This window comes from Candidatus Woesebacteria bacterium, assembly GCA_016700095.1.
Taxonomy (GTDB): Bacteria; Patescibacteriota; Microgenomatia; order UBA8517; family UBA8517.
Window position 1 is genome coordinate 1,234,756 of sequence record CP065002.1, and the last position, 23,758, is coordinate 1,258,513.

The 23,758-nt window shown below is 39.6% G+C and carries 36 protein-coding genes; all 36 read right to left on the reverse strand.

What is annotated here, in order from left to right; genetic code table 11:
• Positions 1-23: 23 nt before the first annotated feature.
• On the reverse strand, positions 24-935 hold the full coding sequence (locus IPM62_06220) for a DNA-directed RNA polymerase subunit alpha (protein QQS38944.1): 912 nt from the start codon (positions 933-935) through the stop codon (positions 24-26).
• A 54-nt stretch (positions 936-989) separates the two neighbouring features.
• Positions 990-1,589 carry a 30S ribosomal protein S4 gene (rpsD, locus tag IPM62_06225; GenBank protein ID QQS38945.1) on the reverse strand — a complete coding sequence of 200 codons (600 nt, stop codon included), beginning with the start codon at positions 1,587-1,589 and terminating at the stop codon, positions 990-992.
• Positions 1,590-1,598: 9 nt separating this feature from the next.
• Positions 1,599-1,967 carry a 30S ribosomal protein S11 gene (gene rpsK, locus IPM62_06230; protein ID QQS38946.1) on the reverse strand — a complete coding sequence of 123 codons (369 nt, stop codon included), beginning with the start codon at positions 1,965-1,967 and terminating at the stop codon, positions 1,599-1,601.
• A gap of 3 nt (positions 1,968-1,970) precedes the next feature.
• Positions 1,971-2,372, reverse strand: a complete 402-nt coding sequence (gene rpsM, locus IPM62_06235) for a 30S ribosomal protein S13 (protein ID QQS38947.1) — start codon at positions 2,370-2,372, stop codon at positions 1,971-1,973.
• An 8-nt stretch (positions 2,373-2,380) separates the two neighbouring features.
• Positions 2,381-2,497 carry a 50S ribosomal protein L36 gene (gene rpmJ, locus IPM62_06240; GenBank protein QQS38948.1) on the reverse strand — a complete coding sequence of 39 codons (117 nt, stop codon included), beginning with the start codon at positions 2,495-2,497 and terminating at the stop codon, positions 2,381-2,383.
• A gap of 6 nt (positions 2,498-2,503) precedes the next feature.
• On the reverse strand, positions 2,504-2,722 hold the full coding sequence (gene infA, locus IPM62_06245; protein ID QQS38949.1) for a translation initiation factor IF-1: 219 nt from the start codon (positions 2,720-2,722) through the stop codon (positions 2,504-2,506).
• A 52-nt stretch (positions 2,723-2,774) separates the two neighbouring features.
• Entirely contained in the window at positions 2,775-3,524 is a 750-nt protein-coding gene (gene map, locus IPM62_06250) for a type I methionyl aminopeptidase (GenBank protein ID QQS38950.1), read from the reverse strand.
• Positions 3,524-4,156, reverse strand: a complete 633-nt coding sequence (locus IPM62_06255; protein QQS38951.1) for a nucleoside monophosphate kinase — start codon at positions 4,154-4,156, stop codon at positions 3,524-3,526. The genes map and IPM62_06255 overlap by 1 nt, the downstream gene beginning before the upstream one ends.
• On the reverse strand, positions 4,156-5,436 hold the full coding sequence (secY, locus tag IPM62_06260; protein QQS38952.1) for a preprotein translocase subunit SecY: 1,281 nt from the start codon (positions 5,434-5,436) through the stop codon (positions 4,156-4,158). Before secY ends, IPM62_06255 begins: the two co-directional genes overlap by 1 nt.
• A gap of 36 nt (positions 5,437-5,472) precedes the next feature.
• Positions 5,473-5,913: a 50S ribosomal protein L15 gene (gene rplO, locus IPM62_06265; protein ID QQS38953.1), complete on the reverse strand. Its 441-nt coding sequence runs from the start codon at positions 5,911-5,913 to the stop codon at positions 5,473-5,475.
• 1 nt (position 5,914) lies between these two features.
• A complete protein-coding gene (gene rpsE / locus IPM62_06270) occupies positions 5,915-6,397 on the reverse strand; it encodes a 30S ribosomal protein S5 (GenBank protein QQS38954.1) in 483 nt (160 codons plus the stop codon).
• A gap of 6 nt (positions 6,398-6,403) precedes the next feature.
• Positions 6,404-6,757 (reverse strand): 50S ribosomal protein L18, encoded by a 354-nt coding sequence (locus IPM62_06275; GenBank protein ID QQS38955.1) that lies wholly within the window; start codon positions 6,755-6,757, stop codon positions 6,404-6,406.
• 7 nt (positions 6,758-6,764) lie between these two features.
• On the reverse strand, positions 6,765-7,313 hold the full coding sequence (gene rplF, locus IPM62_06280; protein ID QQS38956.1) for a 50S ribosomal protein L6: 549 nt from the start codon (positions 7,311-7,313) through the stop codon (positions 6,765-6,767).
• 7 nt (positions 7,314-7,320) lie between these two features.
• Positions 7,321-7,743, reverse strand: coding sequence for a 30S ribosomal protein S8 (locus tag IPM62_06285; GenBank protein ID QQS38957.1), 423 nt, complete (start codon positions 7,741-7,743; stop codon positions 7,321-7,323).
• A gap of 9 nt (positions 7,744-7,752) precedes the next feature.
• On the reverse strand, positions 7,753-7,938 hold the full coding sequence (locus tag IPM62_06290; protein QQS38958.1) for a type Z 30S ribosomal protein S14: 186 nt from the start codon (positions 7,936-7,938) through the stop codon (positions 7,753-7,755).
• An 11-nt stretch (positions 7,939-7,949) separates the two neighbouring features.
• Positions 7,950-8,492, reverse strand: a complete 543-nt coding sequence (gene rplE / locus IPM62_06295; GenBank protein ID QQS38959.1) for a 50S ribosomal protein L5 — start codon at positions 8,490-8,492, stop codon at positions 7,950-7,952.
• Between the two features lie 2 nt (positions 8,493-8,494).
• The gene (gene rplX, locus IPM62_06300; protein QQS38960.1) at positions 8,495-8,830 is read right to left on the reverse strand and encodes a 50S ribosomal protein L24; all 336 of its coding nucleotides are present in this window, start codon (positions 8,828-8,830) and stop codon (positions 8,495-8,497) included.
• A gap of 4 nt (positions 8,831-8,834) precedes the next feature.
• Positions 8,835-9,200 (reverse strand): 50S ribosomal protein L14, encoded by a 366-nt coding sequence (rplN, locus tag IPM62_06305; GenBank protein ID QQS38961.1) that lies wholly within the window; start codon positions 9,198-9,200, stop codon positions 8,835-8,837.
• Positions 9,197-9,460 (reverse strand): 30S ribosomal protein S17, encoded by a 264-nt coding sequence (rpsQ, locus tag IPM62_06310; protein ID QQS38962.1) that lies wholly within the window; start codon positions 9,458-9,460, stop codon positions 9,197-9,199. The genes rplN and rpsQ overlap by 4 nt, the downstream gene beginning before the upstream one ends.
• Position 9,461: 1 nt before the next feature.
• Positions 9,462-9,707, reverse strand: a complete 246-nt coding sequence (rpmC, locus tag IPM62_06315; protein ID QQS38963.1) for a 50S ribosomal protein L29 — start codon at positions 9,705-9,707, stop codon at positions 9,462-9,464.
• Positions 9,708-9,710: 3 nt separating this feature from the next.
• Positions 9,711-10,124, reverse strand: coding sequence for a 50S ribosomal protein L16 (gene rplP, locus IPM62_06320; protein ID QQS38964.1), 414 nt, complete (start codon positions 10,122-10,124; stop codon positions 9,711-9,713).
• A gap of 1 nt (position 10,125) precedes the next feature.
• Positions 10,126-10,779 carry a 30S ribosomal protein S3 gene (gene rpsC / locus IPM62_06325; GenBank protein QQS38965.1) on the reverse strand — a complete coding sequence of 218 codons (654 nt, stop codon included), beginning with the start codon at positions 10,777-10,779 and terminating at the stop codon, positions 10,126-10,128.
• A gap of 1 nt (position 10,780) precedes the next feature.
• Positions 10,781-11,236, reverse strand: a complete 456-nt coding sequence (rplV, locus tag IPM62_06330; protein QQS38966.1) for a 50S ribosomal protein L22 — start codon at positions 11,234-11,236, stop codon at positions 10,781-10,783.
• Between the two features lie 6 nt (positions 11,237-11,242).
• Positions 11,243-11,527: a 30S ribosomal protein S19 gene (rpsS, locus tag IPM62_06335; GenBank protein ID QQS38967.1), complete on the reverse strand. Its 285-nt coding sequence runs from the start codon at positions 11,525-11,527 to the stop codon at positions 11,243-11,245.
• A gap of 1 nt (position 11,528) precedes the next feature.
• The gene (gene rplB / locus IPM62_06340; GenBank protein QQS38968.1) at positions 11,529-12,296 is read right to left on the reverse strand and encodes a 50S ribosomal protein L2; all 768 of its coding nucleotides are present in this window, start codon (positions 12,294-12,296) and stop codon (positions 11,529-11,531) included.
• Positions 12,280-12,558 carry a 50S ribosomal protein L23 gene (gene rplW, locus IPM62_06345; GenBank protein ID QQS38969.1) on the reverse strand — a complete coding sequence of 93 codons (279 nt, stop codon included), beginning with the start codon at positions 12,556-12,558 and terminating at the stop codon, positions 12,280-12,282. Before rplW ends, rplB begins: the two co-directional genes overlap by 17 nt.
• A 2-nt stretch (positions 12,559-12,560) precedes the next feature.
• Positions 12,561-13,238 carry a 50S ribosomal protein L4 gene (rplD, locus tag IPM62_06350; GenBank protein QQS38970.1) on the reverse strand — a complete coding sequence of 226 codons (678 nt, stop codon included), beginning with the start codon at positions 13,236-13,238 and terminating at the stop codon, positions 12,561-12,563.
• A gap of 4 nt (positions 13,239-13,242) precedes the next feature.
• Complete coding sequence (gene rplC / locus IPM62_06355; protein ID QQS38971.1) at positions 13,243-13,947, reverse strand: 50S ribosomal protein L3; 705 nt, start codon at positions 13,945-13,947, stop codon at positions 13,243-13,245.
• Positions 13,948-14,259: 312 nt separating this feature from the next.
• Positions 14,260-14,820 (reverse strand): TlyA family rRNA (cytidine-2'-O)-methyltransferase, encoded by a 561-nt coding sequence (locus tag IPM62_06360; GenBank protein QQS38972.1) that lies wholly within the window; start codon positions 14,818-14,820, stop codon positions 14,260-14,262.
• Positions 14,821-14,936: 116 nt separating this feature from the next.
• Complete coding sequence (rpsJ, locus tag IPM62_06365) at positions 14,937-15,245, reverse strand: 30S ribosomal protein S10 (GenBank protein ID QQS38973.1); 309 nt, start codon at positions 15,243-15,245, stop codon at positions 14,937-14,939.
• Between the two features lie 37 nt (positions 15,246-15,282).
• Positions 15,283-16,485, reverse strand: a complete 1,203-nt coding sequence (gene tuf / locus IPM62_06370; GenBank protein QQS38974.1) for an elongation factor Tu — start codon at positions 16,483-16,485, stop codon at positions 15,283-15,285.
• 101 nt (positions 16,486-16,586) lie between these two features.
• Positions 16,587-18,716, reverse strand: a complete 2,130-nt coding sequence (fusA, locus tag IPM62_06375) for an elongation factor G (protein ID QQS39596.1) — start codon at positions 18,714-18,716, stop codon at positions 16,587-16,589.
• A 116-nt stretch (positions 18,717-18,832) separates the two neighbouring features.
• Entirely contained in the window at positions 18,833-19,042 is a 210-nt protein-coding gene (locus IPM62_06380; GenBank protein ID QQS38975.1) for a hypothetical protein, read from the reverse strand.
• Positions 19,043-19,068: 26 nt separating this feature from the next.
• Positions 19,069-19,545 carry a 30S ribosomal protein S7 gene (gene rpsG, locus IPM62_06385; protein QQS38976.1) on the reverse strand — a complete coding sequence of 159 codons (477 nt, stop codon included), beginning with the start codon at positions 19,543-19,545 and terminating at the stop codon, positions 19,069-19,071.
• Between the two features lie 8 nt (positions 19,546-19,553).
• Complete coding sequence (rpsL, locus tag IPM62_06390; protein QQS38977.1) at positions 19,554-20,003, reverse strand: 30S ribosomal protein S12; 450 nt, start codon at positions 20,001-20,003, stop codon at positions 19,554-19,556.
• 35 nt (positions 20,004-20,038) lie between these two features.
• Entirely contained in the window at positions 20,039-23,758 is a 3,720-nt protein-coding gene (gene rpoC, locus IPM62_06395; GenBank protein QQS38978.1) for a DNA-directed RNA polymerase subunit beta', read from the reverse strand.

The following is a 23,758-nucleotide window of genomic DNA, read 5'->3' on the forward strand; positions in this document are numbered from 1 at the left end:
AAATTCCGATTAAAGGAATTTGGTTAGTTTAATATCTCGAGATCTCTTTCTCCCAACGCTACTTCAACAATCTTTACGGATTTCTCGCCAAGATTCCTCACTTTTACAAGATCGGCTCTCTTTGCGTTAACCAAATCTTCAATTGTGTCATAGCCCGCTTTGATTAAAGCATTTGCTACGCGTGTGGGAAGACCTACTTCCTCAACCGAAAGATTTCCAATCGGTCCAAGACCGGATTCCTTTTTCTCTTCTTTCTTCTCAACCTTTTTAGGCAATACAATTTGATTGAAATAATCAATCAAAATTTTTGATGCCGATACTACAGCGTCTTTCGGAGATACCGTACCGTCAGTCCAGACTTCGATTATTAATTTATCATAGTCTGTCAATCTTCCGACACGAGTTTCCTCGACTCTATAGTCAACTCTGTTTACTGGTGAAAAAGAAGCGTCCATAGGAATAAGTCCGATTTCTCCCGTCTTTCTTTCTTCAGCAGGAGAATAACCAACTCCTTTTTCAATTATTAGATCAGCCTCAAGCTTTGCATCTTTATTCAAAACTGCAAGTACCAAGTCCGGATTAGCAATCTTTACAGATGAATCACATTGAATGTCTTTTGCTTTCACTTCACCAGGTCCTGATACTGAAATTTTTGCCTTCGCAGGTTTGTCACCTTCATACTGAAATCTTACTTTCTTCAAATTCAAAACAAACTCGACAACATCCTCTTTCATTCCTTTAAGTGTTGAAAACTGATGTTTAACTCCGGAAATTCTTACGGAAGTAACGACTGCTCCTGCCATACTGCTAAGAAGGACTCTTCTTAACGAATTACCAAGAGTAGTTCCAAAACCTTGCGCCAAAGGAGAAATGACAAACTTCGAGTAATCAACTTTTGTCTCTTCTTCTTTAATTTCAAAAAATGGATCGTTCATATAATTCACCTCCCTTCGTTTACCAATCCGTTTAAGGTATTGGTAAACACTAGTTTACCTAGAATAAAACTCAATTATATCTTGTTCAGAAATTGGCTCAATCACATCTTCACGAACCGGCTCTTTTTCAATTTTCCCGACAATCGCTTTTCTTTTTAACCAATTAGGTATCGTAACATCTTTTTTGTCCAAATAGATTTTTATAGATGGGATTGCAGCCGCTTTAGTTGTTATGCTGACGGTTTCACCAATCCTTACTTGGTATGATGGAATGTTTACTTTTTTCCCATTCACCAACACGTGCCGGTGAGAAACTAATTGTCTGGCTGCAGGACGAGTTGGCGCGAAACCAAGCCTGTAAACCACATTGTCGAGTCTTTTTTCCAGTATGGAAAGTAACCTTTCCCCAGTATTTCCTTTTGATTTAATTGCTGTTTGATAATAACCCTTAAATTGTTTTTCCAATACTCCATAAATTCTTTTTACCTTTTGTTTTTCTCTCAATTGTTTACCATATTGAGATGACTTTCTAGCTCCTTTTGGTCCATGAACTCCAGGCAAAACCGCAAGTCGCGTTAGTTTTGCACCCTTAGCAAAAATGTCATACACTTCTCTTCTTGATAATCTATCTTTTGGTCCGTTATATTTTGCCATATATTTTTATTACACTCTCCTCCGTTTGCGTGGTCTTGGACCATTGTGCGGAATCGGTGTTACATCGGAAATTGATGATATTTTCAAACCTGCAGCTCGAATCGCTCTCAATGCGGCATCTCGTCCGGGACCAGGCCCTTTAATAAAAACCTCCACTTGTCTTAAATTATATTCTTCCATCGCGCTTTTTACCGCTTTTTCAACAGCAGACGTAGCGGCAAAAGGTGTGGACTTTCTGGTTCCTTTAAATCCCGATGCCCCCGAAGATCCCCAGACAAAAACTTCCCCTTTTTCGTCGGTTATCGAAATAAGCGTGTTATTAAAAGACGCCGATATATAAATTCTCCCTGTTTCAACTTGTTTTTTCTGTTTTGCCATATTTTATTTATTCTGTGTTTGCTGAATCTTTGCCAAAGCTTCTTTCCTGAATGCTCCAACAGTCTTTCTTTTTCCTCTTTTTGTACGAGCATTGCTTTTTGTTCGTTGTCCTCGAACCGGTAAACCCCTTGAATGCCTCATTCCCCGATAACTACCAATAACTTGAAGCCTATTTATATTGCTTCTTACCTGTCGTGCCAGTTCACCTTCGTTGGGATATTTTTCTATCTCCGATGCAATTTTTGCCACCACATCGGCCGAAATTTCGGAAACTCTTTTTGAACCATCAACCTTCACCGCTTCAAGTATCTTTCTGGACATAGCCCAACCAATACCTTTAATTTTGGTTAACGCATAATCAACCTTCCAATTATCTTTTAATTCTATACCCGTAATTCTTGTCATAAATTTATTTACCCCTGTCGTCTTTTGCGGCGGGGGCTTTTTTTGTTAATCCGATACAGTCTACCACGACGTCTCACTAAAATATCGTCTTTGTTTTGTTTTTTTACTGATGCTTGAACTTTCATTTTGTATTATCTTTTTCCTAATTTATAAACAATTCTTCCTCTTTCTTTGTCATACTTTGTCATTTCGACAATTACTTTATCACCTGGGAAAATCCTTACATACCTTCTTCGCATTTTCCCCTTCAATGTCGCCAAAATTATCCTGCCGTCTTTTAGTTCGACTTTGAACATCGTGTTAGGAAGTGCTTCGAGCACATCTCCTTCAATTTCAGTTGACTCATTCATTGGGCGTTTTATACAAGAAAAAGGCTAATTTAGACTTAAATTAGCCTTACTTTTATACTCTAGTTAAAACCAGAGGACCGTTTTTGGTTACCGCAACAGTCTCTTCATAAAGCGCTGATATTGTACCATCCTGAGTTGAAATTGTCCACTTGTCAGGCATAAGCTTAATCTCATAAGATCCAAAAGCATACATGATTTCTATTGCAATTACCAATCCCTCCAGCAATTCTTCGTCCCGATAGCTTCTTCCAACTACATAACAAGGTATCTGTGGATCCTCATGTAATTCCCGACCCACACCATGACCCACAAGCGATCTTACGGGACTATAGCCGGCACCTTCAATGGTACTTTGCAGCGCCCTCGAAATATCGGAAACGTGATTACCTGGAATAGCCATTCCGATTGCTTTATCCAAAGCTTTTTCGCCGGCAAGTAAGAATTCTTTTGTTGTATTGTCAACACCAAGCCCTTTACTTACAGACGTATCTGTATGAAAACCTTTATAGTATAGTCCGACATCGACACTCACCACGTCACCTTTTTTGAAAATTACTTCTTTTTTGGGAATTCCGTGTACGATTCCTTCGTTAACATTAATGCAAGTAGCCCAATGATATCCGGGGACTCTCATAAAAGACGGTTCTCCTCCGGTTTTCTTTATCAATTCTCGAGCTTTTTCTTCAATTTCCCACGCAGAAACACCGACGCTGACACATTCGGCAAGTGTGTTTTTAACTCCAGCAAGAAGTTTCCCTCCTTCCTGCATTAACTTTATTTCTTGATCTGATTTTATGTGCATTATTCTTTAAATAAATCCATTATCTCGATCGTAATTTGTTTTATCGGTCTTTCACCATCAACTTCACTTAGAATTTGACGTTTTTTAAATTCATCCAGTATTTCTTTGTTTAAGGTATTTGACCACGCCAGACGCTCTCTAATCGCCTCAGGAGTATCGTCTTCTCTCTGGTCTAGTTCGCCACCACATGCGCAATTATTCTCTAACGGTGGATTTGTCACCAAATTGTAAATTCTGCCGCAGGATTTGCAAATTCTTCTTGCCGATAAGCGTCTTATTGATTCGTCTTCCGACACCTTTAGAAATATTACCTTATCAAGTTTCTTGTTTTTTTCAGCCAGCCATACATCTAATGCATTAAGTTGACCGATGGTTCTAGGAAAACCGTCAAAAAAGATTCCGTCCCTATTTTTTGCTTTTTGACTTAGGTAATTCAAAGCAAGCGGAATACTTATGTTTTCGGGAAGAAATGCACCTCTTTCATTTACAATTTTATCTATCTCGGGATCTTCCTCCGCAAGTTTACGTAAATACTTACCCATGTCAAAATAAAACATCTCAAATGCACTTGCCACTCTCCTTGCTTGCGTACCCTTGCCGGAACCCTGCGGTCCGAGAATTAAAATATTCATTAACGGATAAAACTATCGTATTTTTTCATTACCAGCTGCGCTTCAATTTCGCGAGTCAATTCAAGAACAACCGAAACCACAATTAATATGCCAGTACCACCAATCGCTAAATTATTTGCTCCCCCAAGGCTGTTTTGAAAAAACGACGGAAGGATTGCAATAAAACCAAGAAAACTAGCGCCAATTAAAGTCGTCCTATTTAGTACACTTCTTAAGTAATTTTCGGTCTGTTTTCCCGGCCTAATTCCCGGTATAAATCCTCCGTTTTTTTGTAAATTCTCGGCTATTTGTTCCGGATTGAAAACAATCGATGTGTAAAAATACGTAAATCCAAAAACCAAAAGAAAATAGATGGCATTATAAGAAAATGATTGTGGATTAAATACTTCACCAACTTTTGCAGCCATCAAGGCTACTTTTACATTCGGTACACCTGCCAAAAACTGACTAAGAAGCGACGGTAAAAGAACCAAAGAAACAGCAAAGATTATTGGAATAACACCAGCTTGGTTTAGCCTAAGTGGCAAGTAGGAAGCGTTAATTGCACGCCTTCCGATTTGCCTTGCGTAATTTATCGGAATTTGGCGAACCGCCTCACTCATAAATACAATTAATGCAATAATAAGTGCCGCCATAACGACAAAAATAGATGTCGCAAGCATATCCTTTGTATCAATTAAGCTAAATTGCTGAGCAACCGAAACCGGTAGTCGAGCCACAATACCAGCAAAAATCAAAAGTGATATACCGTTACTTATACCATACTCGGTAATCAATTCTCCCAACCAAACTGCAAGCATAGCTCCAGCCATCATCGTTGCTACCAATGCAAGAACCGACAATACTGACAATGTCGTAATAATGCCTTGACTTCTCAAGAGTGTATACATCCCAAATGCCTGCAATGCAGCCAGTGGCACGGTTAAAAATCTAGTATATTGACCTATTTTTTCTCGACCAAATTCACCTTCTTTGGAAAGCACTTCCAAGCTTGGAATGACATATGTCATTAATTGAAGAATAATCGATGCGTTTATATAAGGGGTAAGTCCAAGAGCAAGAATTGAAAAATTTGCAAGCGTACCACCCGAAAAAACATCGAGCAATGAAAGGAGAGGGCTTCCTTGAAACAATGATTGCAGAGAAGTTCTGTCTATTCCCGCCGCCGGTATGTGGGCAATTAATCTATAAACCGCGAGAATAACAGCCGTAATCGTTAATTTCCGTTTAATGTCGGGCGATTTGACCGCCTTTATAAAAAATTGAGATATGTTCCTCATTGCTATATATAAGAAGAATTCTTCTTTACGTTAATCTTACTCCAATTCAACTTTGCCACCGTTTTTCTCTATTAGCTTAGCTGCTTTTTTGGAAATCGGAAGTTTCACCGAGAGTTTTTTCGTTAATCCGGCATTTCCCAAAATCTTGACACCGTATTTTACAGCATCTTTTTCGGACACAATACTATTTTTAACGAGTGTAGCAATATCGACAATCGTCCCCGTCGGCAACATTTCAAGATATGCAACATTAATAATTATTGGATTATTTTTAGATTTAAATTTACCCTTACCTCTTCTTAATGGCAACCTTTTGATAAACGACTTTTTCATCTTCGTTCCTTCAAAAAGAATGTGAATCTTGCGTCTGGCTTTTTGTCCCTTGGTCCCTCTACCCGATGTATGACCACCGCGTCCGCTCCCATATCCACGACCCAATCTTTTTCCGACTTTTACTTTTACTTTAGGTAATTGCATATTATTTTTTATTCAACATTTTTCTATCGTTTATTTTTCTGATCTTTTTCAGTGCAGCAACAGTAGCATAAACATTGCTTGCTTGGTTATTCGTACCCAATATTTTTCCTACCGCATCTCTTACACCCGCAGCTTCAAGTACAACTCGCATCGGACCTCCGGCAATTATTCCGCTTCCCGCAGGTGCCGGTTTAAGTAAAACCCTTGCCGCCGAATATTTTTCTTCTACAGAACAGGGGAGTGTCGTTCCAAGAATCGGCACGTCAAACATATTGCGTTTTGCCAATTCAACCGATTTCTTAATGACACTTCTTACATCACCGGATTTCGACAATGCAACACCCACTCGACCCTTTTTATCACCAACCACAACCAAAGCCGTAAACCGCATAGTATTACCACCTTTGGTCTTTTTGGAAACACGTTTAATCTGCACAACAGTCTCCTCGAATTCTTTGTTTTCATTGTAATTATAGTTTGACATATTAAATTAAAGCTTCATTCCGCCTTCTCTAAGTGCTTCCGCAAGCGCTTTTACTCGTCCATGATATCTGAATCTCCCTCGGTCAAATGTTACAGCAACTATTTTTTTCGTTTTAGCTTTTTTGGCTAAATCCTCACCAACGAGAGTTGAGATTTGCGTTTTTGTTTTCTTAACTTTTAAGGTGTTGGCAATTTCAACATCACCAGAGGACAGCAAGGTCTTTCCGTTCACACTATCAACAACCTGAACATAAATATGTTTATTCGTTCTATGCACCACAACTCTAGGTAGTTTACTAATCATACCTTTGTGACTCTGCTTACGCCTATTTATCAGTTTTAGTTTTTTATCGTGTTTCATATATTTTTTACGCTGATCCTGCCGCTTTTGCGGTTTTACCTGCTTTTCTTCTTACTTGCTCACCCTTATATCTGATCCCCTTGCCTTTGTACGGTTCGGGCGGTCTAACCATTCTAATATTTGCACTTATTAGTCCTACTATTTCCTTATCTACACCTTCTACATTTATCTCGGTTTTCTCTACTTTGAAAGATATTCCTTCCGGCGGTTCAATTATAACGGGATGAGAAAATCCGACGTTGAGTACCAAGTTTTTTCCAGACAACTCCGCCCTGTAACCCGTGCCGACTAATTCAAGTCTTTTTTCCCAACCTTGCGAAACACCGTGCACCATATTAAAAATCAAAGCTCTCAATGTCCCGTACATAGCCCTTATTGCTTTCGCTTCGCTTTGAATGCTTACTATAATTTGATTATTCTCCAATTTGACATCCATTTTATCGGGAATAATACGTTCCATAGTACCCCTAATACCCTTGACGGTTATTTTTCTGTTGTTAATTTCTACCGTAACACCTTCGGGTATGTCTATCGGCAATTTTCCAATTTTACTCATATATTTATTACCAAATTTTAGCGATCACTTCGCCACCAACTCTTAATTTGATTGCATCTTTAGATGATAAAACACCGTGTGCCGTTGAGAGTATCAACGTCTCGGGTCCACGATGTTTCTCCAAATCATCAACACTCATGTATCTCCTTAAGCCCGGTCTTGAAACTAGTTTCAATCCAAAAAGCAGTGGTTCTTTTTTGTGAAATGCCAACGTTACCGTTATTACACCATCGTCGTCAACGACTTCAGTTAAATACCTTTCCTTCTTCAAGGCTTCGGCAACTGACTTAATGTATTTTGTCTTTGCAACACTTACTTTTTCATTACCGGCAAGTGAAGCATTTTTTATTTGAATCAAGAAATCTCCAATCGGATAATTTACATTTCTAAATATTCTTTTAACTGATGTTTGATTTAAACTTTTTTTCATGTTACTTTTCTACCAACTTGCCTTTTTAACTCCAGGAAGCTCACCTTTATGGGCATGTTCCCTAAAACAAATTCTACAAAGTCCATATCTCCTCATGTACGACCTTGGCCTCCCGCAAAGCTGACACCTATTCCGATACCGCACCTTAAATTTAAGGTTTTTGGTTTCTCTAATTATTTTCGATGTTTTAGCCATAGTATATTATCTCACTCACTCACTTTTTCAAAGGGCATTCCCAAAAGATCAAGGAGCCTTTTCGACTGAGCTTCGTCTTTGCCGTTTGTAACAACAGTAATCTCAAGACCTCTTCCGCCGGATTTAGCAATATCAATCTCGGGAAAAACCGAATAATCTCTTATCCCCAAATTGTAATTACCGTGTTGATCAAAACTGGTTACCGATACACCACGAAAATCTCGAAGTCTCGGCAAAACAACTGCTACCAATTTCTGGAAAAAATCATACATTCTTTCTTTTCGCAAAGTCACTTTCAATCCCACAGGTGAACCTTCCCGCAAACTGAAACTGGCAACCGACAGTTTCGCAAGTCTCACAGACGGCGCTTGTCCGGTTATTTCCGCTATATCTTTTTGAACTTGAGCCAATAATTCCTTGTTTTTCGATGCATCGCCTACACCCATATTGACAACTATCTTCTCAAGTTTGGGTGTTGCCATACAGTTTTTAATTCCAAATTCCTTCTGCAAAATTGGAACAATTTCTTTGATATATTTTTCTTGTAATTTCATAGTTATTTTTTATCTGATCCTGCAACCAACGCTTGTCCACCTTTTTTAGAGTAGCGTACTTTTTTCCCGTTTATTGTTTTGAACCCGATTTTTGTCAATTTTTTAGTTTTCGGACAAATAAGCATGATCTTCGAAACCGGAAGCGGTCTTGGAATCTCGTATATTCCGGCTTTTTGCCCCGAAGACGCACTTTGTCCTTTTACGTGTTTTTTATAAATATTCACTCCGGCAATTAAAACACTGAATTTTTTAGGGAATACTTTTTCTATTTTCCCTTCTTTACCTTTATCTTTTCCCGATAATATTTTTACTTTGTCACCAACTTTAAATTTAAACATATTTTTATACTACTTCGCGGGCAAGTGATGCAATTTTTGTAAAACCGGCATCTTTGACTTCGCGTGCGACAGGACCCAAAATTCGTGTTCCCTTGGGCATGTTCTGTTTGTCAACAATAACACCGGCATTATCATCAAATCGGACGTAAGTTCCGTCACTTCTTTTTATTTCTTTTCTTGTCCTTACGACAAGAACTTTTACTTTTTCTCTATTTGCGACACTTCCATTCGGATCGGCTCCATGAACGACACAATTTATAACATCCGCTACAGTTGCGCTTTTACCTATTTTTGTTGAAAAACCGATAACCGATAATTTTTTTGCTCCAGAATTATCGGCAACATTTAGAACCGACCTCAGTTGTATCATTTTTTATCCTCCTTGGTATTTTTTGACTTGTTATTATTAACGATTTCTATAAGCTTCCATTTTTTAAGTTTACTGAAAGGTTTACTTGCTACAAAAAGTACATTTTGTCCAACGATAGCTCCCATTTCATCATGAACATGATATTTTTTCGTTCTTTTGATTCTTTTCTTGTAAATGGGATGGACCACTATACGATCAACAGCAACCGTCGCTGTTTTAGCCATTTTTGTCGATATTACTTTTCCTTTAAATATTTTCATCTTACTTACTTTTTACAGATAGTTCCTCTTTAACATGTTTTAAACTTTCAACCAACTCTTTCTCGCGAATTATAGTCGAAATCTGGGAAATGTCACGCCTTAGTTCTCTTTTTTTCTTCGGATTGGTATTTTTTCCGGATTTCAACTCGACAATTTCTTTCGAGATATTTATTTTTAATTTCACAAGCTCAGCCTTCATCTCCGAAAGACTTTTGCTACGAAATGATTTTTTCTCTGCTTTATTCATATGTTAATTCGCATCTCTTTTTACAATCTTAGTTTTGAACGGTAACTTAGCAGCAGCTCTTTTCAAAGCCGTGGTTACTAGTCCAATTTCTACACCTGCTACTTCAAAAATAACTCTGCCCGGTTTTATAACCGCGACATATCTATCAATGTCTCCTTTTCCACTTCCCATTCTTTGTCCGGCGGGACGTGAACTTACTGGTTTATCCGGAAATACACGAATCCAAACTCGTCCGCCTCTTTTCAAATTATGTGTTATTGCACGTCTTGCCGCTTCCAACTGTCTGGCTGACATCCATCCACGATCCAGTGCTTTTATACCATATTCACCAAATGCCAAGGTATTGCCACGGTTTGCGTTACCTCTCATTTTACCTCTAAAATCCTTTCTATATTTTCTTCTTTTTGGTTCCAACATTTTAATTTTCCCTTTCTTTGTGTATATACACCTTTACTCCAACATATCCTCTTTTCAGTGAAGCCGGTACTTGAGCGTATTCTATATTTTCTCTTAAAGTCTGGGCGGGAATTGATCCTAGATGAAACTTTTCCGTTCTCGAAATATCAGCTCCCCCAATTCTTCCGGACAAAACCACTTTTACACCTTTTGCCCTGGATTGCATAACTCTTTCCATCGCTTTGGTAACCACTCGGCGGTGCGGAATCCTTCGTTCCAGTTCACCGGCAATACGCATCGCAACTAATTGCGCGGACAATTCGGGATCTTTGATCTCCTGAACCCGAAGGTCAATCTTCAAATCCTTTGCAAGTGCCCCTCTGTGCTTTGTGATAATGCTTAATATAAATTTCTTTGTGTCCGTTATTCCGGTTCCACCTCGGCCAATTACCACTCCGGGTCGAGAAACCATCGCCGTAACCACCATGCTTTTGGGAAGTCTTTCAATTTCAACCCTGGTTATGCCCGCAAGTTGCAACTTCTCCATCAAAGCTCTCCTTATTTTAATATCTTCAATCAAATAAGTTTTATATTTAGAGTCCGAAGCAAACCACCGCGATTGCCAAGGAAAAAACTTTCCGATTCTAAAACCTGTTGGATTAACTTTTTGTCCCATATTATTTATTTTTTGATTTCTTTTGAGCTTCTTCTGGTTTCACTTTTTGAACCACCTGTTTGCTACTTTTTTTATCAATTTTCTCGGCTATTTTATTGTCAACCGCTTTGACCTTGTCGATAGTTTTCTTTTCTACTTGTTCTAATACAATCCTTATGTGACTCATTTTTCTTTGATAAGGATGCCATCGACCCCTTGATACCGCTCTTCCTCTTTTTAATCTCGTTGCCTCATTTATCTGCAATTCTTTGATGACCAATTCACCAGTTACACCCTGATCTTTGGCGTTTGCAATCGCAGTTTTGATACTTTTTTGCAAAATAATAGAAGCTCTTTTACCGACAAACGGCAGTAATTCAACAGCTCTATTGGGTTCTAAGTTTCTGACAACATCGGCAACCAACCTCAATTTACGAGGCGATGTTCTAACAAACTTCTGTGTATGAAAAACTTGCATAAAATATTACGTCTTTTCAATAATTCTTTTAACAACTTGACCGTGTCCCCTGAAAGTGCGTGTTGGTGCAAACTCGCCGATTCTGTGCCCAACCATATCTTCGGTAACAAACACATCTAGAAATGTCCTTCCGTTGTGAACTTTGAAATATTTTCCAACAAATTCAGGTGGAATTTGACTCCTTCGTGCCCATGTTTTCACCGGGCTCTTTTTGTCAGAACCTTCACCATTACCTATCTTTTTTATTAAGTTTAGGTCTACAAACGGACCTTTTTTTGAACTTCTTGACATATTAACTGTGACTTCCTTTCTTTCTTGGTTTTATTATTAATCTATTGGAATATTTTCTCTTTTGACGTGTTTTACCGACCGCTTTACGACCTTTATAGGTTTTAGGGAATTTCATACCGATTCCGCTTCTTCCTTCTCCTCCTCCGTGAGGATGTGAATGAGGATTTTGCGCTACTCCTCTGACGGTAGGTCTTATGCCCATTTTGCGTTTGGTTCCTGCTTTCCCGATACGCGCTGATCTTGGTTTTACTATCCCTACTTGGCCAACTGTTGCCTTGGCATCCGGAACAAACCTTCTTATTTCACCCGATGGAAGTTTCACTAGTACATACAACTCTTCTTTTCCGTGTACAATAGCTGCTGAACCGGCACCTCTGACGATTTGTCCTCCCTTTCCCGGTCGTATCTCTAAATTATGCACCTGAGTACCAACAATAATTTTTGACAAAGGCAAGCAGTTTCCCGGTTTAAATGGGGCATTAGCTGATGATATTACTTTTTGCCCTACAGTCAAGCCCAACGGAGCAAGAATATATCTTCTTTCACCGTCTTCGTAACACACTTGTGCGACATTGGCAGTTCTGTTGGGATCGTACTGTATTTCTTCTACTTTGCCCCAAATATCAATTTTATCTCTTTTAAAATCAATAACTCTCAAAAATCTCTTCTGTCTGCCACCCTGATGTCTGGTCGTTATTGTACCAAACGATCTGCCTGATTTTTTGGGTAATATTCTTTGTAACTTGCTCATATTATTTTTTACTTTCATCAAAAACATCAATCTTCCCCTTACCCCTTAAAGTAACTATCGCTTTTTTTCTGGGTTTAATACTTTTTTTTCTACCTGTATATGTCTTTTTTGATTCACCTTTGAAATTGGCGGTTCTTATTTTTACCACTTCAACGGCAAAAACTTCTTTTACCAGCTGTTTAATTTTGAATTTAGTCGCATTAACATCAACCCAAAAAGAATATTTACCTTCCTTGGCATCTGCCAGGCTTTTTTCTGTAAGTATTGGAATTAACTTCATATTTATTTTTTAACTGTTTTTTTGGGCTTCAAGGTGCTTGCTGTTTTCTTGCTCGTGGATTTTTTAATCGGATCTTTTTTGGTCACCAAGGCATCCTTATCAAAGATAATAAATCCTCCCAGAAATACCTTATGCGCATTCATTGTATCGTAAGGATAAACTCTTACGTTGCTAATGTTTCTAAACATCTTAGCCTTTTCTTTGTTTGAGTTGGCCAAAAAGACGGTTATTTTCACACCTTCTTTACAGATTTTGTTCATAAGTTTTGAGGCAATCTTTGTCTTTTCGATTTTTGACACTCCATCGATGACTGCAAGTTTTTTATCCGAAAGTTTTAAATTTATAGCACTTGATAATGCGGTAAGTCTCATATTTTTGGACAACGATAGTTTTCGCTTTTCACCCGTCGGACCATGAGCTTTGCCTCCACCTACAAAAATCGGCGCCGAGGCGGCACCATGACGGGCTCTTCCCGTACCTTTTTGGCGATAGATTTTTTTCTTCGTAATATCAACTTCGGCACGGGTTTTGGCTACCGGTTTGTTGGAGTGCAAACGGTTTTCAAATACATAAATGGCTTGAGCTAACAGATTCTTATTCACTTTGCCACCAAGACTTTTTGGCAATTCCACCGGTGTGCCTTTTGTCCCATTTAATGAATATGTTTCAATTTTTGTCATATGATTATTGTTCGTTATTGGCATTTTGATCGTCACCAGGTGCTACTTGATTTTCTTTGTCCGATGTGTCGACACCGCCTGAAATCTTTGTAATAACCAAAAAACCAAGTGTATTTCCCGGAATCGTACCCGATATCGCTATCTCACCAAGATCTTTGTTGATTTCAAGTACTTTCAAATTTTTGACGTCAACAGTGTTGTTACCCATTCTTCCTGGCATTTTTTTACCTTTTCTAACGCGACCAGGAGTCGTTCCTTGGCCTATTGATCCGGGTCTTCTCTCATGACCACTATGACCATGAGAACGGGGATAACCTGAGAAACTCCACCTTTTGACTACTCCTGCAAACCCCTTACCTCTGGATGTTCCAACAACCGACACTTTATCACCTTCCATAAATATGTCAGTAACATTTATCTCGTCACCGACTTTGTATTTTTCCGGATCGTCAACTTTTACTTCCGACAAAAAACGAGGCGCTTTCTTGTCTTTGATAGCGCCTTTTAAGTGTCCTGAAACGGGTTTTTTAATATTTTTGAGATTTTTAGTTCCAAATCCGAATTGAACTGCATTATATCCATCTTTGTCCTTTGTTTTTATTTGCGTAATGACACACGGTCCTACTTTGACCCACGTAACAGGCACTCGTTTATCTCCAACGAATTTTTGACTCATCTTGTGCTTTTGTCCTAATAAAGAATTAATCATTTTTTGTCATAAAAAAAGGTGCCAGAGGCACCTGTAAAAATTGGTACAACCCGGCTTTCAACGTGGCTATATGTGACGAACCACTTCCACGCTCGTAAGTATATCAAATCGCATTGCACTAGGCAAGCGCCGCAGTTTATAACAATAAATCACAAAAGCTTAAGCATTGGCTCGTGGATGAAGATTTTCCGAATAAGAAGAGTAGGAACAAGCGAACTTAACTAAGACTGGAAGAAATTACGTCACATGCACCTGTAGAGCCTTATTATCTTATATTGAACTGATTAATCTCTAAAATTATTTCGGCAGAAGTTAATGCTGTTTTTCCACAAGAGATAGATACTCGGTGTTACCTCCCCGTTTACCTACAATAGGCGAAACCGTGGTTGCAATTACTTTTAATCCTAAACTTTCGATTTTTTTAGTTACTTTGTCAAGAATTTCATCTTCAAATTTTTCATCCAGTTTACCACCCCGAACCAATTGGGATGCTTCATAATGTGGTTTGATAAGCGTTATTATCTTTCCATCATCTTTCAAATTCCAAGACGCATTTGGAATGATCAATTCCTGTTTGGTCCATCCAACATCAATCGTAATTAAATCGACTTTTTCCGGTAACTTAATATGCATGGCGTTTTTACGCTCCATGACCACAACACGTCCGTCATTTCTTAACTTCCATGCCAATTCACCATAAGAAGTATCGACAGAATACACTTTCGAGGCGCCTTGTTGCAGTAAACAATCCACAAAACCACCGGTTGATGATCCGAAATCCGCACACATAAGTTCGGTAACATCAACCTCAAAGTTCGTAATTGCATGGTATAATTTTTCCCCTGCACGAGAAACGAATTGGCTATTCATCATGGAAGTGTAACAAAATTACGCGCTTTATTACAGTTATTAAGTCGATGACTGTAGAAAAATAGAAATCAATTCCTTAGTCAATAATTTCCAAGTGGGGAGCGCAAAGGTTTTGCGGGTTACATTTTAATCTCAATACTCACACCTGCAGGAAGATCTAAATTAGAAAGCGAGTCGATTGTACGTGGAGAAGGATCGAGAATATCAATTAACCTTTTGTGCACAAGTGTTTCGAAATGTTCTTGGGCATCCTTGTTAACAAATGGTGACTTAAGAATAGGAATGAGAGTTCTTTTTGTCGGAAGTGGTACAGGACCAATTACTTTTGCACCAGTGGAAATGGCACTATCCAATATCTTTACCGCCGCCTCGTCAATGACGCGGTGGTCGTAAGCTTTTAGTTTGACACGAAGTCTTCCAGCTGTCATATGCAAATAGTAAATGTGCGAATAGAAATTTTACGCTTTATTTGAGAATCTTGGTAATAACACCAGCACCTACGGTGCTGCCGCCTTCTCTAATAGCAAATCTTAATCCTTCTTCCATTGCTACGGGGACAATTAGTTTTCCAACCATTTTTGCGTTATCTCCCGGCATAACCATTTCTACACCTTCAGGTAAAGTTACTTCACCTGTAACATCAGCTGTCCTTATGAAAAACTGGGGTTTATAGCCTGTAAAGAAGGGTGTATGTCTTCCACCTTCTTCTTTAGATAATATATAAACTTCGGCTTCAAACTCTGTGTGAGCGGTTACACTACCCGGTTTAACAAGTACTTGTCCTCTTTCAACATCATCTTTCTTTATCCCTCTCAAAAGAACACCGACATTGTCCCCGGCAACCGTTTCATCCAAAGTCTTTCTAAACATTTCCAGACCGGTTACAACTGTTTTTACAGTTGCTCTAATTCCTAAAATTTCAATTTCTTCGTTTACTCCAAGTTTTCCTCTTTCAACCCTACCGGTAACAACTGTTCCGCGTCCTGTCTTTGAAAAGACATCTTCGACCGGCATCAAAAATGGTCTTTCAGTATCTCTTTTTGGTTCTTCAAAATACTCATCAACCGATTTCATAAGTTCAAGAATCGACTTTTCGGCATCAGCGTCACCTTCCATAGCTTTTAGTGCACTTCCGCGAATGATAGGAGTCTTTTCACCATCATATTCATATTTAGTCAAAAGCTCACGCACATCAGCTTCGACGAGATCAATAATCTCAGGATCATCAACCATATCGATTTTATTAAGAAAGACAACAAGTGAAGGAACATTAACTTGACGAGCAAGAATAACGTGTTCTCTAGTTTGTGGCATAGGACCATCAGCCGCGGATATTACAAGAATTGCTCCATCCATTTGAGCGGCACCGGTAATCATGTTCTTTATGTAGTCGGCATGTCCAGGAGCATCAATATGTGCATAATGCCTCTTGTCAGTCTCGTATTCGACGTGAGTTATGTTAATAGTTACGCCTCTTTCTTTCTCTTCTGGAGCATTGTCGATTTGATCAAATTTAAGAGTTTGAGTATTATTTCCCGGTTGCTTTGCCAAAACTGCAGTTATTGCTGCGGTTAGAGTAGTTTTTCCGTGATCCACATGACCTATGGTACCGATATTCAAATGAGGTTTCGATCTTTCAAATTTTTTTCTTGCTACGTCTGCTGCCATGTTATTATTCTATATGTTTTTGTTGCCTAAATCAAACCACACTTTGTGCGGCAACGATGGTATTATTACAGGCACACTCCATGCTGTCAAGTAGTATTTTTTTACCTCAACGCGTTTTGACTTGTGTTAACAATATTTTCTGCAATATTTGCCGGAACTTCGTCGTAGTGGCTTGGTTCAATGTAAGGGGTTGCACGACCTTTTGATATAGATCTCAAAGTTGTTGCATAACCTCTAAGTTCAGACAATGGTCCAACTGCATTTATAATAGTAACTATTCCTTTGTCTTCGGTTCCTTGAATTTGCGCTCGTCTGGATGACAAATCACCAATGATGTCTCCCATATATTCCTCAGGGGTCGACACCTCGATCTTCATTATGGGTTCAAGAAGCACAAGGGATGCTTTTCTGGCGGCTTGCTCGACAGCAAGTGATCCCGCTATCTTGAATGCTAACTCTGAGGAATCAACATCGTGATATGTACCGTCATAAAGGGTAATTTTTATATCGGTAACGGGATAACCGGCAAGTATTCCTTTTTCCAACTTTTCAACGATACCTTTTTCAACCGCAGGTATATATTCGGAAGGAATGGCACCACCTTTGATTTTATTTACAAATTCATAACCTTCCCCTCTGCCTTTTGGTTCAATTTCCACAAAACAGTGCCCGTATTGTCCACGACCTCCTGTTTGTTTGATGTATTTTCCTTCTGCTTTTGCATTACCTTTTATCGTTTCTTTGTAAGCAACTTGCGGAGCACCAGTTGACGCTATTACATTGAATTCTCTCTTCATCCTGTCTACCAATATTTCAAGCTGCAACTCGCCCATACCGGAAATTATTGTCTGACCCGTTTCGTGATTTGTACGAATTCTAAATGTCGGATCTTCGTCTGAAAGTTTATTTAGTGCCATGCCCATTTTCTCTTGATCGGACTTTGTTGCCGGTTCAATTGCAAGGGAAATAACCGGTTCCGGAAAATCAATTGATTCAAGAATTATCGGCTTAGAAGGATCGCAAACCGTATTACCGGTTGTTGTGTCCCTTATACCAACAACTGCTACAATTTCTCCTGCATAAGCTTCGTCAATAAGTTCACGCTGATCCGCATGCATGAGAACCAGTTTGCCAATTCTTTCCTGTTTTTGATTTGTTGTGTTATAAATCGGCTGACCTGCCTTGAGTGTTCCCGAATATACCCTCAAATAAACTAGTCTCCCAACGTGCGGATCGGTAACGACTTTAAAAGCAAGTGCCGACATGGGGTCGTTTTTATCGGGCAATCTTTTTTCCAGAGTATCGGTTCTAGGATTTTTTCCTTCCACCGGAGGAACATCGTAAGGTGAAGGAAGATATTCCACCACCGCATCAAGAAGCAGTCTTGTTGTTGCAGTTCTGTTGTCGCCACCTAATATCGGGAAAAATCTAACTGAAATTACACCTTTTCTTATGGCTCTTTTTAGAATAATCTCATTTGGTTCTTTACCTTCCAGGTACATTTCTAAAGCTTCGTCATCAAACTCTGATACTTTGTCGATTAAGTTTGCTCTGTGTATCTTTGCCGTTTCAACCAGATCAGCAGGTATTTCTTCTTCGGTTAGTTTGTTGTCTTCGATGCCTTTGTAGGTATACGCCTTCATTTTGATAAGGTCGACCACACCACGCAACTGGTGTTCGGATCCGATGGGAATTTGTACAGGATATGCATTTGCACCTAGACGATCATGAATTGACTTAATGCTTCCTTCAAAGTCAGCACCAATAAGATTTAGTTTATTTAATATACAAATTCTTGGCACATGATAGCTATCGGCTTGTCGCCAGACAGTTTCCGATTGGCTTTCTACACCGGTTCTGCCATCAAAAACCATAACCGCACCATCCAGTACCCGAAGGGATCGTTCAACTTCCGCAGTAAAGTCAATGTGCCCTGGAGTATCTATGATATTAATCCTGTAATGTCCGTTTTCCACAGAAGATCCGGTTTGCAAATCCCAGAATGTCGTGATAGCCGCTGAGACAATAGTTATTCCACGTTCCCTTTCTTGCTCCATCCAGTCGGTTACGGTAGTTCCATCATCTACGGATCCGTGTTTGTAGGTTTTCCCTGTTTCAAAAAGTATCCGCTCGGTAGTTGTCGTTTTACCGGCATCAATGTGAGCAATAATTCCGATGTTTCTAATTTTTTCCATCGGGACATTGCGGTCTTTGGTGACCGCCGATGTCATTGCTGATTTTTTCTTTGTTTGTTGTGCTGCCATAAAAATATTTAATGATGTAATTTGTCAAAGTGAAATATTGTGAGTTTACATTCTTAATACCAATCTAAATAACAACTTAATATTTATTTCGTCCTTTTTCCCCGTTGTTCTTCTGCCCACTCATCACCCCTTTTCTCCAATTGTTCTCTCTCCAGTCTTTTAGCCGCTTCCTCTGCCTTCCTCGCCGCTTCCTCTGCCTTCCTCGCAGCTTTCTCTTCCTTCTCTATTTGTCTTGCATACTCTTCTGCCAGTCTTTTTCCTTCGGGAGTTTGTGGTCCACCAACTTCCACCATATGTTTAATAATATTTATTTAATAATTTACCACCTAAAATGAGCGAATGCTCTATTTGCATCAGCCATTCTTTGCGTGTCTTGGTTTTTCTTGACAGCTCCACCCTCACCATTACTTGCATCCAATATTTCTGCTGCCAATTTCTCGGTAAAAGTATGGTAATCGGAATTACTTCTCGCGCGTGCTGCTGCCACTAGCCATCTAACCGCCAAAGTTTCTTTCCGTGATCCGCGAACCGGCATTGGCACTTGATATGCTGCTCCTCCAACTCTTCTTGCTCTAACTTCCATTACGGGCTTAATATTCTCCATCGCTTTGGAAAAAGTTTTGATCGGATCGCCCTCTTTCTCCTTCAATAAATCCATTGCTCGGTAAACTTGTTTTTGCGCCACAGATTTTTTACCGTCTTTCATAGTCCGGTTTATTAATTTTGTTACCAGTCTATTGTTGTAAACAGAATCAGGTAAAATTTTATTTAATCTTATTTTTCCTCTTCTTGACATATTAGTTGTTATTTAGCCTCAGCTGCACTTGCACCACCAGCCGAATCTATACTACTGCGTTTAGTTCCATACCTGCTTCTTGAAGTTTTTCTACCCACAACTCCGGCGGTATCATATCTACCTCTGACAATCGTATACTGTACACCCGGCAAATCCTTAACCCTACCTCCTCGAACCATAACAATCGAATGTTCAGCAAGTTCGTGTCCTTCACCCGGAATGTAAGCTGTTACTTCCTGTTTGTTGGACAATCGTACACGCGCTACTTTCCTTAAAGCAGAGTTTGGTTTTCTCGGTGTCATTGTTCTCACTTGAACGACCACACCACGTTTAAAAGGAGATGCGTATTCTCCATACTTCAAATCCTTTGCATTAAACCACCGTCTCAACGCCGCCTTTTTAACCTTCTTAACAGGCGTTTTTCTCCCTTTTCTAACTAATTGCGATGTTGTAGGCATAATATTTTTAGAAACGACGTAATTTTACAATAATCCTAGTCTTTGGGCAAGGCAGCCTGTTCAGGAGTTACGGGAATAAGTCTTCCAATGATTACGTTTTCTTTCAAACCAACAAGCTTATCTTCTTTAGCTTGTAAACTTGCAGTTGTAAGAACATCCGTTGTTTGCTGGAAGCTCGCAGCGGAAAGCCAGCTTTCTGTAAACAAAGCACGTCGTGAAATACCGAGAATTACTTGTTGAGCCGATGCGGGTTCTCCACCTGCTGCCAAAACTTTTTCGTTTTCTTCTTCAAATTTAGCCTTATCGACTAATTCACCCGGCAATAAAGGTGTATCTCCGGAAGTTAGAATTCTAACTTCGTCGCTCATTTTTCTTGCAATCACCTCAAAATGTCTATCGTCAATGGGAATTCCTTGGCCTTCATACACGGCTTGAATTTCATTTATCAGATATTTTTGAGCTGCTCTTAATCCCTTAATCATCAGCACTTGTTTAATATCAAGTGAAGCATGGGCAAGGGGTGCACCGGCTTCAACCAATTGCTTATCGGCAACCGAAAGTTCGATAGTTTTAGGAATCAGATATTCTCTTTCTTCTTTTGGTTTAGTTTGAGTAGATGTGATTGTAACTTTCCAACCATCTTCGGTCTCGGTTACTCTTGCTTTTCCGGAAATCTCTGCAAGCGGTGCCATAACTTTCGGCATTCTGGACTCAACCAATTCTTCGACACGCGGAAGTCCCTGTGTCACATCAACACCGATCATACCGGCTGAGTGTTTGGTTCTAAGTGTAAGTTGAGTTCCCGGTTCTCCGATCGACTGTGCCGCAACTACACCAACCGGTGTACCCGATTCTACGATCTTTTTGGTTGAAATATCCCATCCGTAACATTTGGCACACACCCCATATCTGGCGCCGCATGTTAACGGTGATCGGATAGCCACTTCTTCGACGCCTGCTTTTTCAATGTCTTTTGCAATCTCAACATCAATTACGTCGCCTTGTGCAATAATTACCTTACCCGCTTTATCAACAACATCTTCGGCCACAACTCTTCCAAAGATCCTTCTGGTAAACGAATCGGGGCGAACTTTCGAACTAATTACTAAATGTTCATTTGTTCCGCAATCATCAGCTCTTACGATAACATCATGTGCTACATCAACCAAACGTCTTGTCAAATATCCTGCATCGGCGGTCTTTAGAGCTGTATCGGTCAATCCCTTTCTCGAACCTCGGCTTGAAATGACATATTCAAAAGCAAGCAGTCCCTCTCTAAAGTTTGATTTGATTGGCAATTCAACGATTTTTCCAAGCGGGTCAACAACGAGTCCGCGGATAGCAGCAAGCTGTTTTACCTGGTCACGTGATGCACGACCAACTTTGGCGTCGATGACAACTTTTATCGGGCTGTTTTCATCCAAAAGATCCCATGTTTTATCCGCCAGATCTTCGGTTGTTTCAATCCAAATCTCTTGGCTTAATCTTTTCTTTTCTTCTACAGTTATTAAACCTTGCTCGAAATTATTATCGATCTCCGCTACTTTCAAATTGGCTTCCGCTAAAATCTTGTTTTTGTCGGGATGAACTTTGGCATCAAAAATACCAAAGGATAATCCGGAAATTGTGCCGCCCAAAAATCCAATATTCTTAACATCGTCAATCATTCTTACAACTCTTCCTCTATCAACTGCAAAATAAGCTTTGTTGAAAAGACTTTTGACCAGACTCGAATTTGCCGCTTCACTTACATAGTCGAATTCTTCAGGCAACACCTCATTAAACATTACCTGACCGGCTGTGGTTTCGTATATTTTACCCTTGATCCGCACTGTGATTCTTTGTCTTAAGTCAATTTTCCCAAGCTGATAAGCAAGAATTACTTCTTTTGTTTCTGAAAATATTGTCTCGATCGGTTTCAGTCTTGAATCAACACTGGTGAAATAATACACCCCGAGCGCCATTTCCTTTGATGCCGGTGTCGAGATCGGTGACCCATCGGACGGACGCAGCATATTGTTTTCAGGAAGCATTAAAGTTTTGGCTTCGTTTATTGCTTTTTTAGACAACGGTACATGAACAGCCATTTGGTCACCATCAAAATCGGCATTGAAACCGGAACATACAGCAGGATGCAATCTAATAGCCGATCCTTCAATTAGTATCGGATAAAAAGCCTGAATGCTTAGTTTGTGCAGCGTTGGCGCACGATTTAGCAAAACCGGATGGTCTTTGGTGATTTCTTCCAAGATATCAAACACCTCCGGCGGCCTTCTCTCCAACATGTTTTTAGCCGATTTAACATTCGGAGCAATTCCTCGGGTTATCATTTCTTTAAGAACAAACGGCTTAAACATCTCCAAAGCCATTTCTTTCGGCAAACCGCACTGATTCAAATTGAGTTCTGGGCCCACAACGATTACACTTCTTCCCGAATAATCTACACGCTTACCCAGTAAGTTTTGTCTAAATCTTCCCTGTTTTCCTTTGAGCATGTCGGAAAGTGATCGAAGAGGTTGGTGACCTCTACCACGCCTGGTAGCTTTTCTTTGGGAAGCGTCAATTAATGAGTCGACACTTTCTTGCAACATTCTTTTTTCGTTACGAAGAATAATTTCTGGCGCTCCCAAGTCAATCAAATGTTTCAACCTATTGTTTCTATTGATCACTCTTCGATAAAGATCATTCAAATCGCTTGTTGCAAATCTTCCACCTGATAATTGGACCATCGGCCTAAGATCAGGGGGTAATACAGGAAGTACTCTAAGAACAACCCAAGTTGGGTCAATTTTGGCTCTTCTTAGACCGTCGACGACTTTCAATCTCTTGGCAACTTTGACATATCTTGGGCTAGAGCCCTTGAGTTCTTCTACTTCGACTCTCAGTTTTGCCGCTTCTTCTTCCAACTTCACAAGTTTGATTGCTTCCAACACTGCTTCTGCACCCATCCTGGCTTCGAAGAATCCAGTCGATTCATGGTTTCCAAGCTGATCGTATTCTTCTTCCGAAAGAATCGAAAGCGGTTTTAGTTCTTTTACCAAACTGGTCAAATTACCAAACAACTGTTCCGTTTTTTCGGTTGTCATTTTCTCTTCCTCGGACAAAGCGGTCTTTTTCTTTCTCAAATCGAGATCGACTTCACTTATCGCAAGCGACAACTGTTCTTGATCTTTGATTTTATTTTTTATCTTGTCTTTTGCTTCTTGAGCTTTGGCTTCCAATTCTTGATGTCTTACTTGGAAAGAAGACTGCAAGTCTTTTAGTCTTTCGGATAACGAATTTTCCAAGTGCTTAAGTGACTGAGTTTTTCCTTTCTCGTCAACACTCAATACCAAATATCTGGCAAAATAAATTACTTGCTCAATGGCTCTTGGGGCAACATCCAAAAGAAGTGAAATTTTAGACGGCGCTCCTTTGAAATACCACACATGTGCAACCGGAGAAGCAAGACTAATATGACCCATCCTTTCTCTTCTGACTCTGCTTTGTGTTACTTCCACTCCGCATTTATCGCAAACAACGCCCTTATATCTAATCCTTTTATATTTTCCACAGTAACACTCCCAATCTTTTGTAGGGCCAAATATTCTTTCGTCAAAAAGGCCATCTTTTTCGGGTTTGAGAGTTCGATAATTAATGGTTTCCGGCTTGGTGACCTCGCCACGCGACCATTTCCTGATCTCATCAGGTGATGCCAATTTAACAATCAAGCTTTTTAATCCGGCTAATTTTTTAAATCCTGCTAATGGTTCCAT

What these genes read in the sequence shown, in the direction of transcription:
- IPM62_06220 (QQS38944.1), bottom strand. Translation starts at nt 935, where the DNA reads ATGAACGATCCATTTTTTGAAATTAAAGAAGAAGAGACAAAAGTTGAT.
- rpsD (QQS38945.1), bottom strand. Translation starts at nt 1,589, where the DNA reads ATGGCAAAATATAACGGACCAAAAGATAGATTATCAAGAAGAGAAGTG.
- rpsK (QQS38946.1), bottom strand. Translation starts at nt 1,967, where the DNA reads ATGGCAAAACAGAAAAAACAAGTTGAAACAGGGAGAATTTATATATCG.
- rpsM (QQS38947.1), bottom strand. Translation starts at nt 2,372, where the DNA reads ATGACAAGAATTACGGGTATAGAATTAAAAGATAATTGGAAGGTTGAT.
- rpmJ (QQS38948.1), bottom strand. Translation starts at nt 2,497, where the DNA reads ATGAAAGTTCAAGCATCAGTAAAAAAACAAAACAAAGACGATATTTTA.
- infA (QQS38949.1), bottom strand. Translation starts at nt 2,722, where the DNA reads ATGAATGAGTCAACTGAAATTGAAGGAGATGTGCTCGAAGCACTTCCT.
- map (QQS38950.1), bottom strand. Translation starts at nt 3,524, where the DNA reads ATGCACATAAAATCAGATCAAGAAATAAAGTTAATGCAGGAAGGAGGG.
- IPM62_06255 (QQS38951.1), bottom strand. Translation starts at nt 4,156, where the DNA reads ATGAATATTTTAATTCTCGGACCGCAGGGTTCCGGCAAGGGTACGCAA.
- secY (QQS38952.1), bottom strand. Translation starts at nt 5,436, where the DNA reads ATGAGGAACATATCTCAATTTTTTATAAAGGCGGTCAAATCGCCCGAC.
- rplO (QQS38953.1), bottom strand. Translation starts at nt 5,913, where the DNA reads ATGCAATTACCTAAAGTAAAAGTAAAAGTCGGAAAAAGATTGGGTCGT.
- rpsE (QQS38954.1), bottom strand. Translation starts at nt 6,397, where the DNA reads ATGTCAAACTATAATTACAATGAAAACAAAGAATTCGAGGAGACTGTT.
- IPM62_06275 (QQS38955.1), bottom strand. Translation starts at nt 6,757, where the DNA reads ATGAAACACGATAAAAAACTAAAACTGATAAATAGGCGTAAGCAGAGT.
- rplF (QQS38956.1), bottom strand. Translation starts at nt 7,313, where the DNA reads ATGAGTAAAATTGGAAAATTGCCGATAGACATACCCGAAGGTGTTACG.
- IPM62_06285 (QQS38957.1), bottom strand. Translation starts at nt 7,743, where the DNA reads ATGAAAAAAAGTTTAAATCAAACATCAGTTAAAAGAATATTTAGAAAT.
- IPM62_06290 (QQS38958.1), bottom strand. Translation starts at nt 7,938, where the DNA reads ATGGCTAAAACATCGAAAATAATTAGAGAAACCAAAAACCTTAAATTT.
- rplE (QQS38959.1), bottom strand. Translation starts at nt 8,492, where the DNA reads ATGAAATTACAAGAAAAATATATCAAAGAAATTGTTCCAATTTTGCAG.
- rplX (QQS38960.1), bottom strand. Translation starts at nt 8,830, where the DNA reads ATGTTTAAATTTAAAGTTGGTGACAAAGTAAAAATATTATCGGGAAAA.
- rplN (QQS38961.1), bottom strand. Translation starts at nt 9,200, where the DNA reads ATGATACAACTGAGGTCGGTTCTAAATGTTGCCGATAATTCTGGAGCA.
- rpsQ (QQS38962.1), bottom strand. Translation starts at nt 9,460, where the DNA reads ATGAAAATATTTAAAGGAAAAGTAATATCGACAAAAATGGCTAAAACA.
- rpmC (QQS38963.1), bottom strand. Translation starts at nt 9,707, where the DNA reads ATGAATAAAGCAGAGAAAAAATCATTTCGTAGCAAAAGTCTTTCGGAG.
- rplP (QQS38964.1), bottom strand. Translation starts at nt 10,124, where the DNA reads ATGTTGGAACCAAAAAGAAGAAAATATAGAAAGGATTTTAGAGGTAAA.
- rpsC (QQS38965.1), bottom strand. Translation starts at nt 10,779, where the DNA reads ATGGGACAAAAAGTTAATCCAACAGGTTTTAGAATCGGAAAGTTTTTT.
- rplV (QQS38966.1), bottom strand. Translation starts at nt 11,236, where the DNA reads ATGCAAGTTTTTCATACACAGAAGTTTGTTAGAACATCGCCTCGTAAA.
- rpsS (QQS38967.1), bottom strand. Translation starts at nt 11,527, where the DNA reads ATGTCAAGAAGTTCAAAAAAAGGTCCGTTTGTAGACCTAAACTTAATA.
- rplB (QQS38968.1), bottom strand. Translation starts at nt 12,296, where the DNA reads ATGAAAGTAAAAAATAATATGAGCAAGTTACAAAGAATATTACCCAAA.
- rplW (QQS38969.1), bottom strand. Translation starts at nt 12,558, where the DNA reads ATGAAGTTAATTCCAATACTTACAGAAAAAAGCCTGGCAGATGCCAAG.
- rplD (QQS38970.1), bottom strand. Translation starts at nt 13,238, where the DNA reads ATGACAAAAATTGAAACATATTCATTAAATGGGACAAAAGGCACACCG.
- rplC (QQS38971.1), bottom strand. Translation starts at nt 13,947, where the DNA reads ATGATTAATTCTTTATTAGGACAAAAGCACAAGATGAGTCAAAAATTC.
- IPM62_06360 (QQS38972.1), bottom strand. Translation starts at nt 14,820, where the DNA reads ATGATGAATAGCCAATTCGTTTCTCGTGCAGGGGAAAAATTATACCAT.
- rpsJ (QQS38973.1), bottom strand. Translation starts at nt 15,245, where the DNA reads ATGACAGCTGGAAGACTTCGTGTCAAACTAAAAGCTTACGACCACCGC.
- tuf (QQS38974.1), bottom strand. Translation starts at nt 16,485, where the DNA reads ATGGCAGCAGACGTAGCAAGAAAAAAATTTGAAAGATCGAAACCTCAT.
- fusA (QQS39596.1), bottom strand. Translation starts at nt 18,716, where the DNA reads ATGACATCGGCGGTCACCAAAGACCGCAATGTCCCGATGGAAAAAATT.
- IPM62_06380 (QQS38975.1), bottom strand. Translation starts at nt 19,042, where the DNA reads ATGGTGGAAGTTGGTGGACCACAAACTCCCGAAGGAAAAAGACTGGCA.
- rpsG (QQS38976.1), bottom strand. Translation starts at nt 19,545, where the DNA reads ATGTCAAGAAGAGGAAAAATAAGATTAAATAAAATTTTACCTGATTCT.
- rpsL (QQS38977.1), bottom strand. Translation starts at nt 20,003, where the DNA reads ATGCCTACAACATCGCAATTAGTTAGAAAAGGGAGAAAAACGCCTGTT.
- rpoC (QQS38978.1), bottom strand. Translation starts at nt 23,758, where the DNA reads ATGGAACCATTAGCAGGATTTAAAAAATTAGCCGGATTAAAAAGCTTG.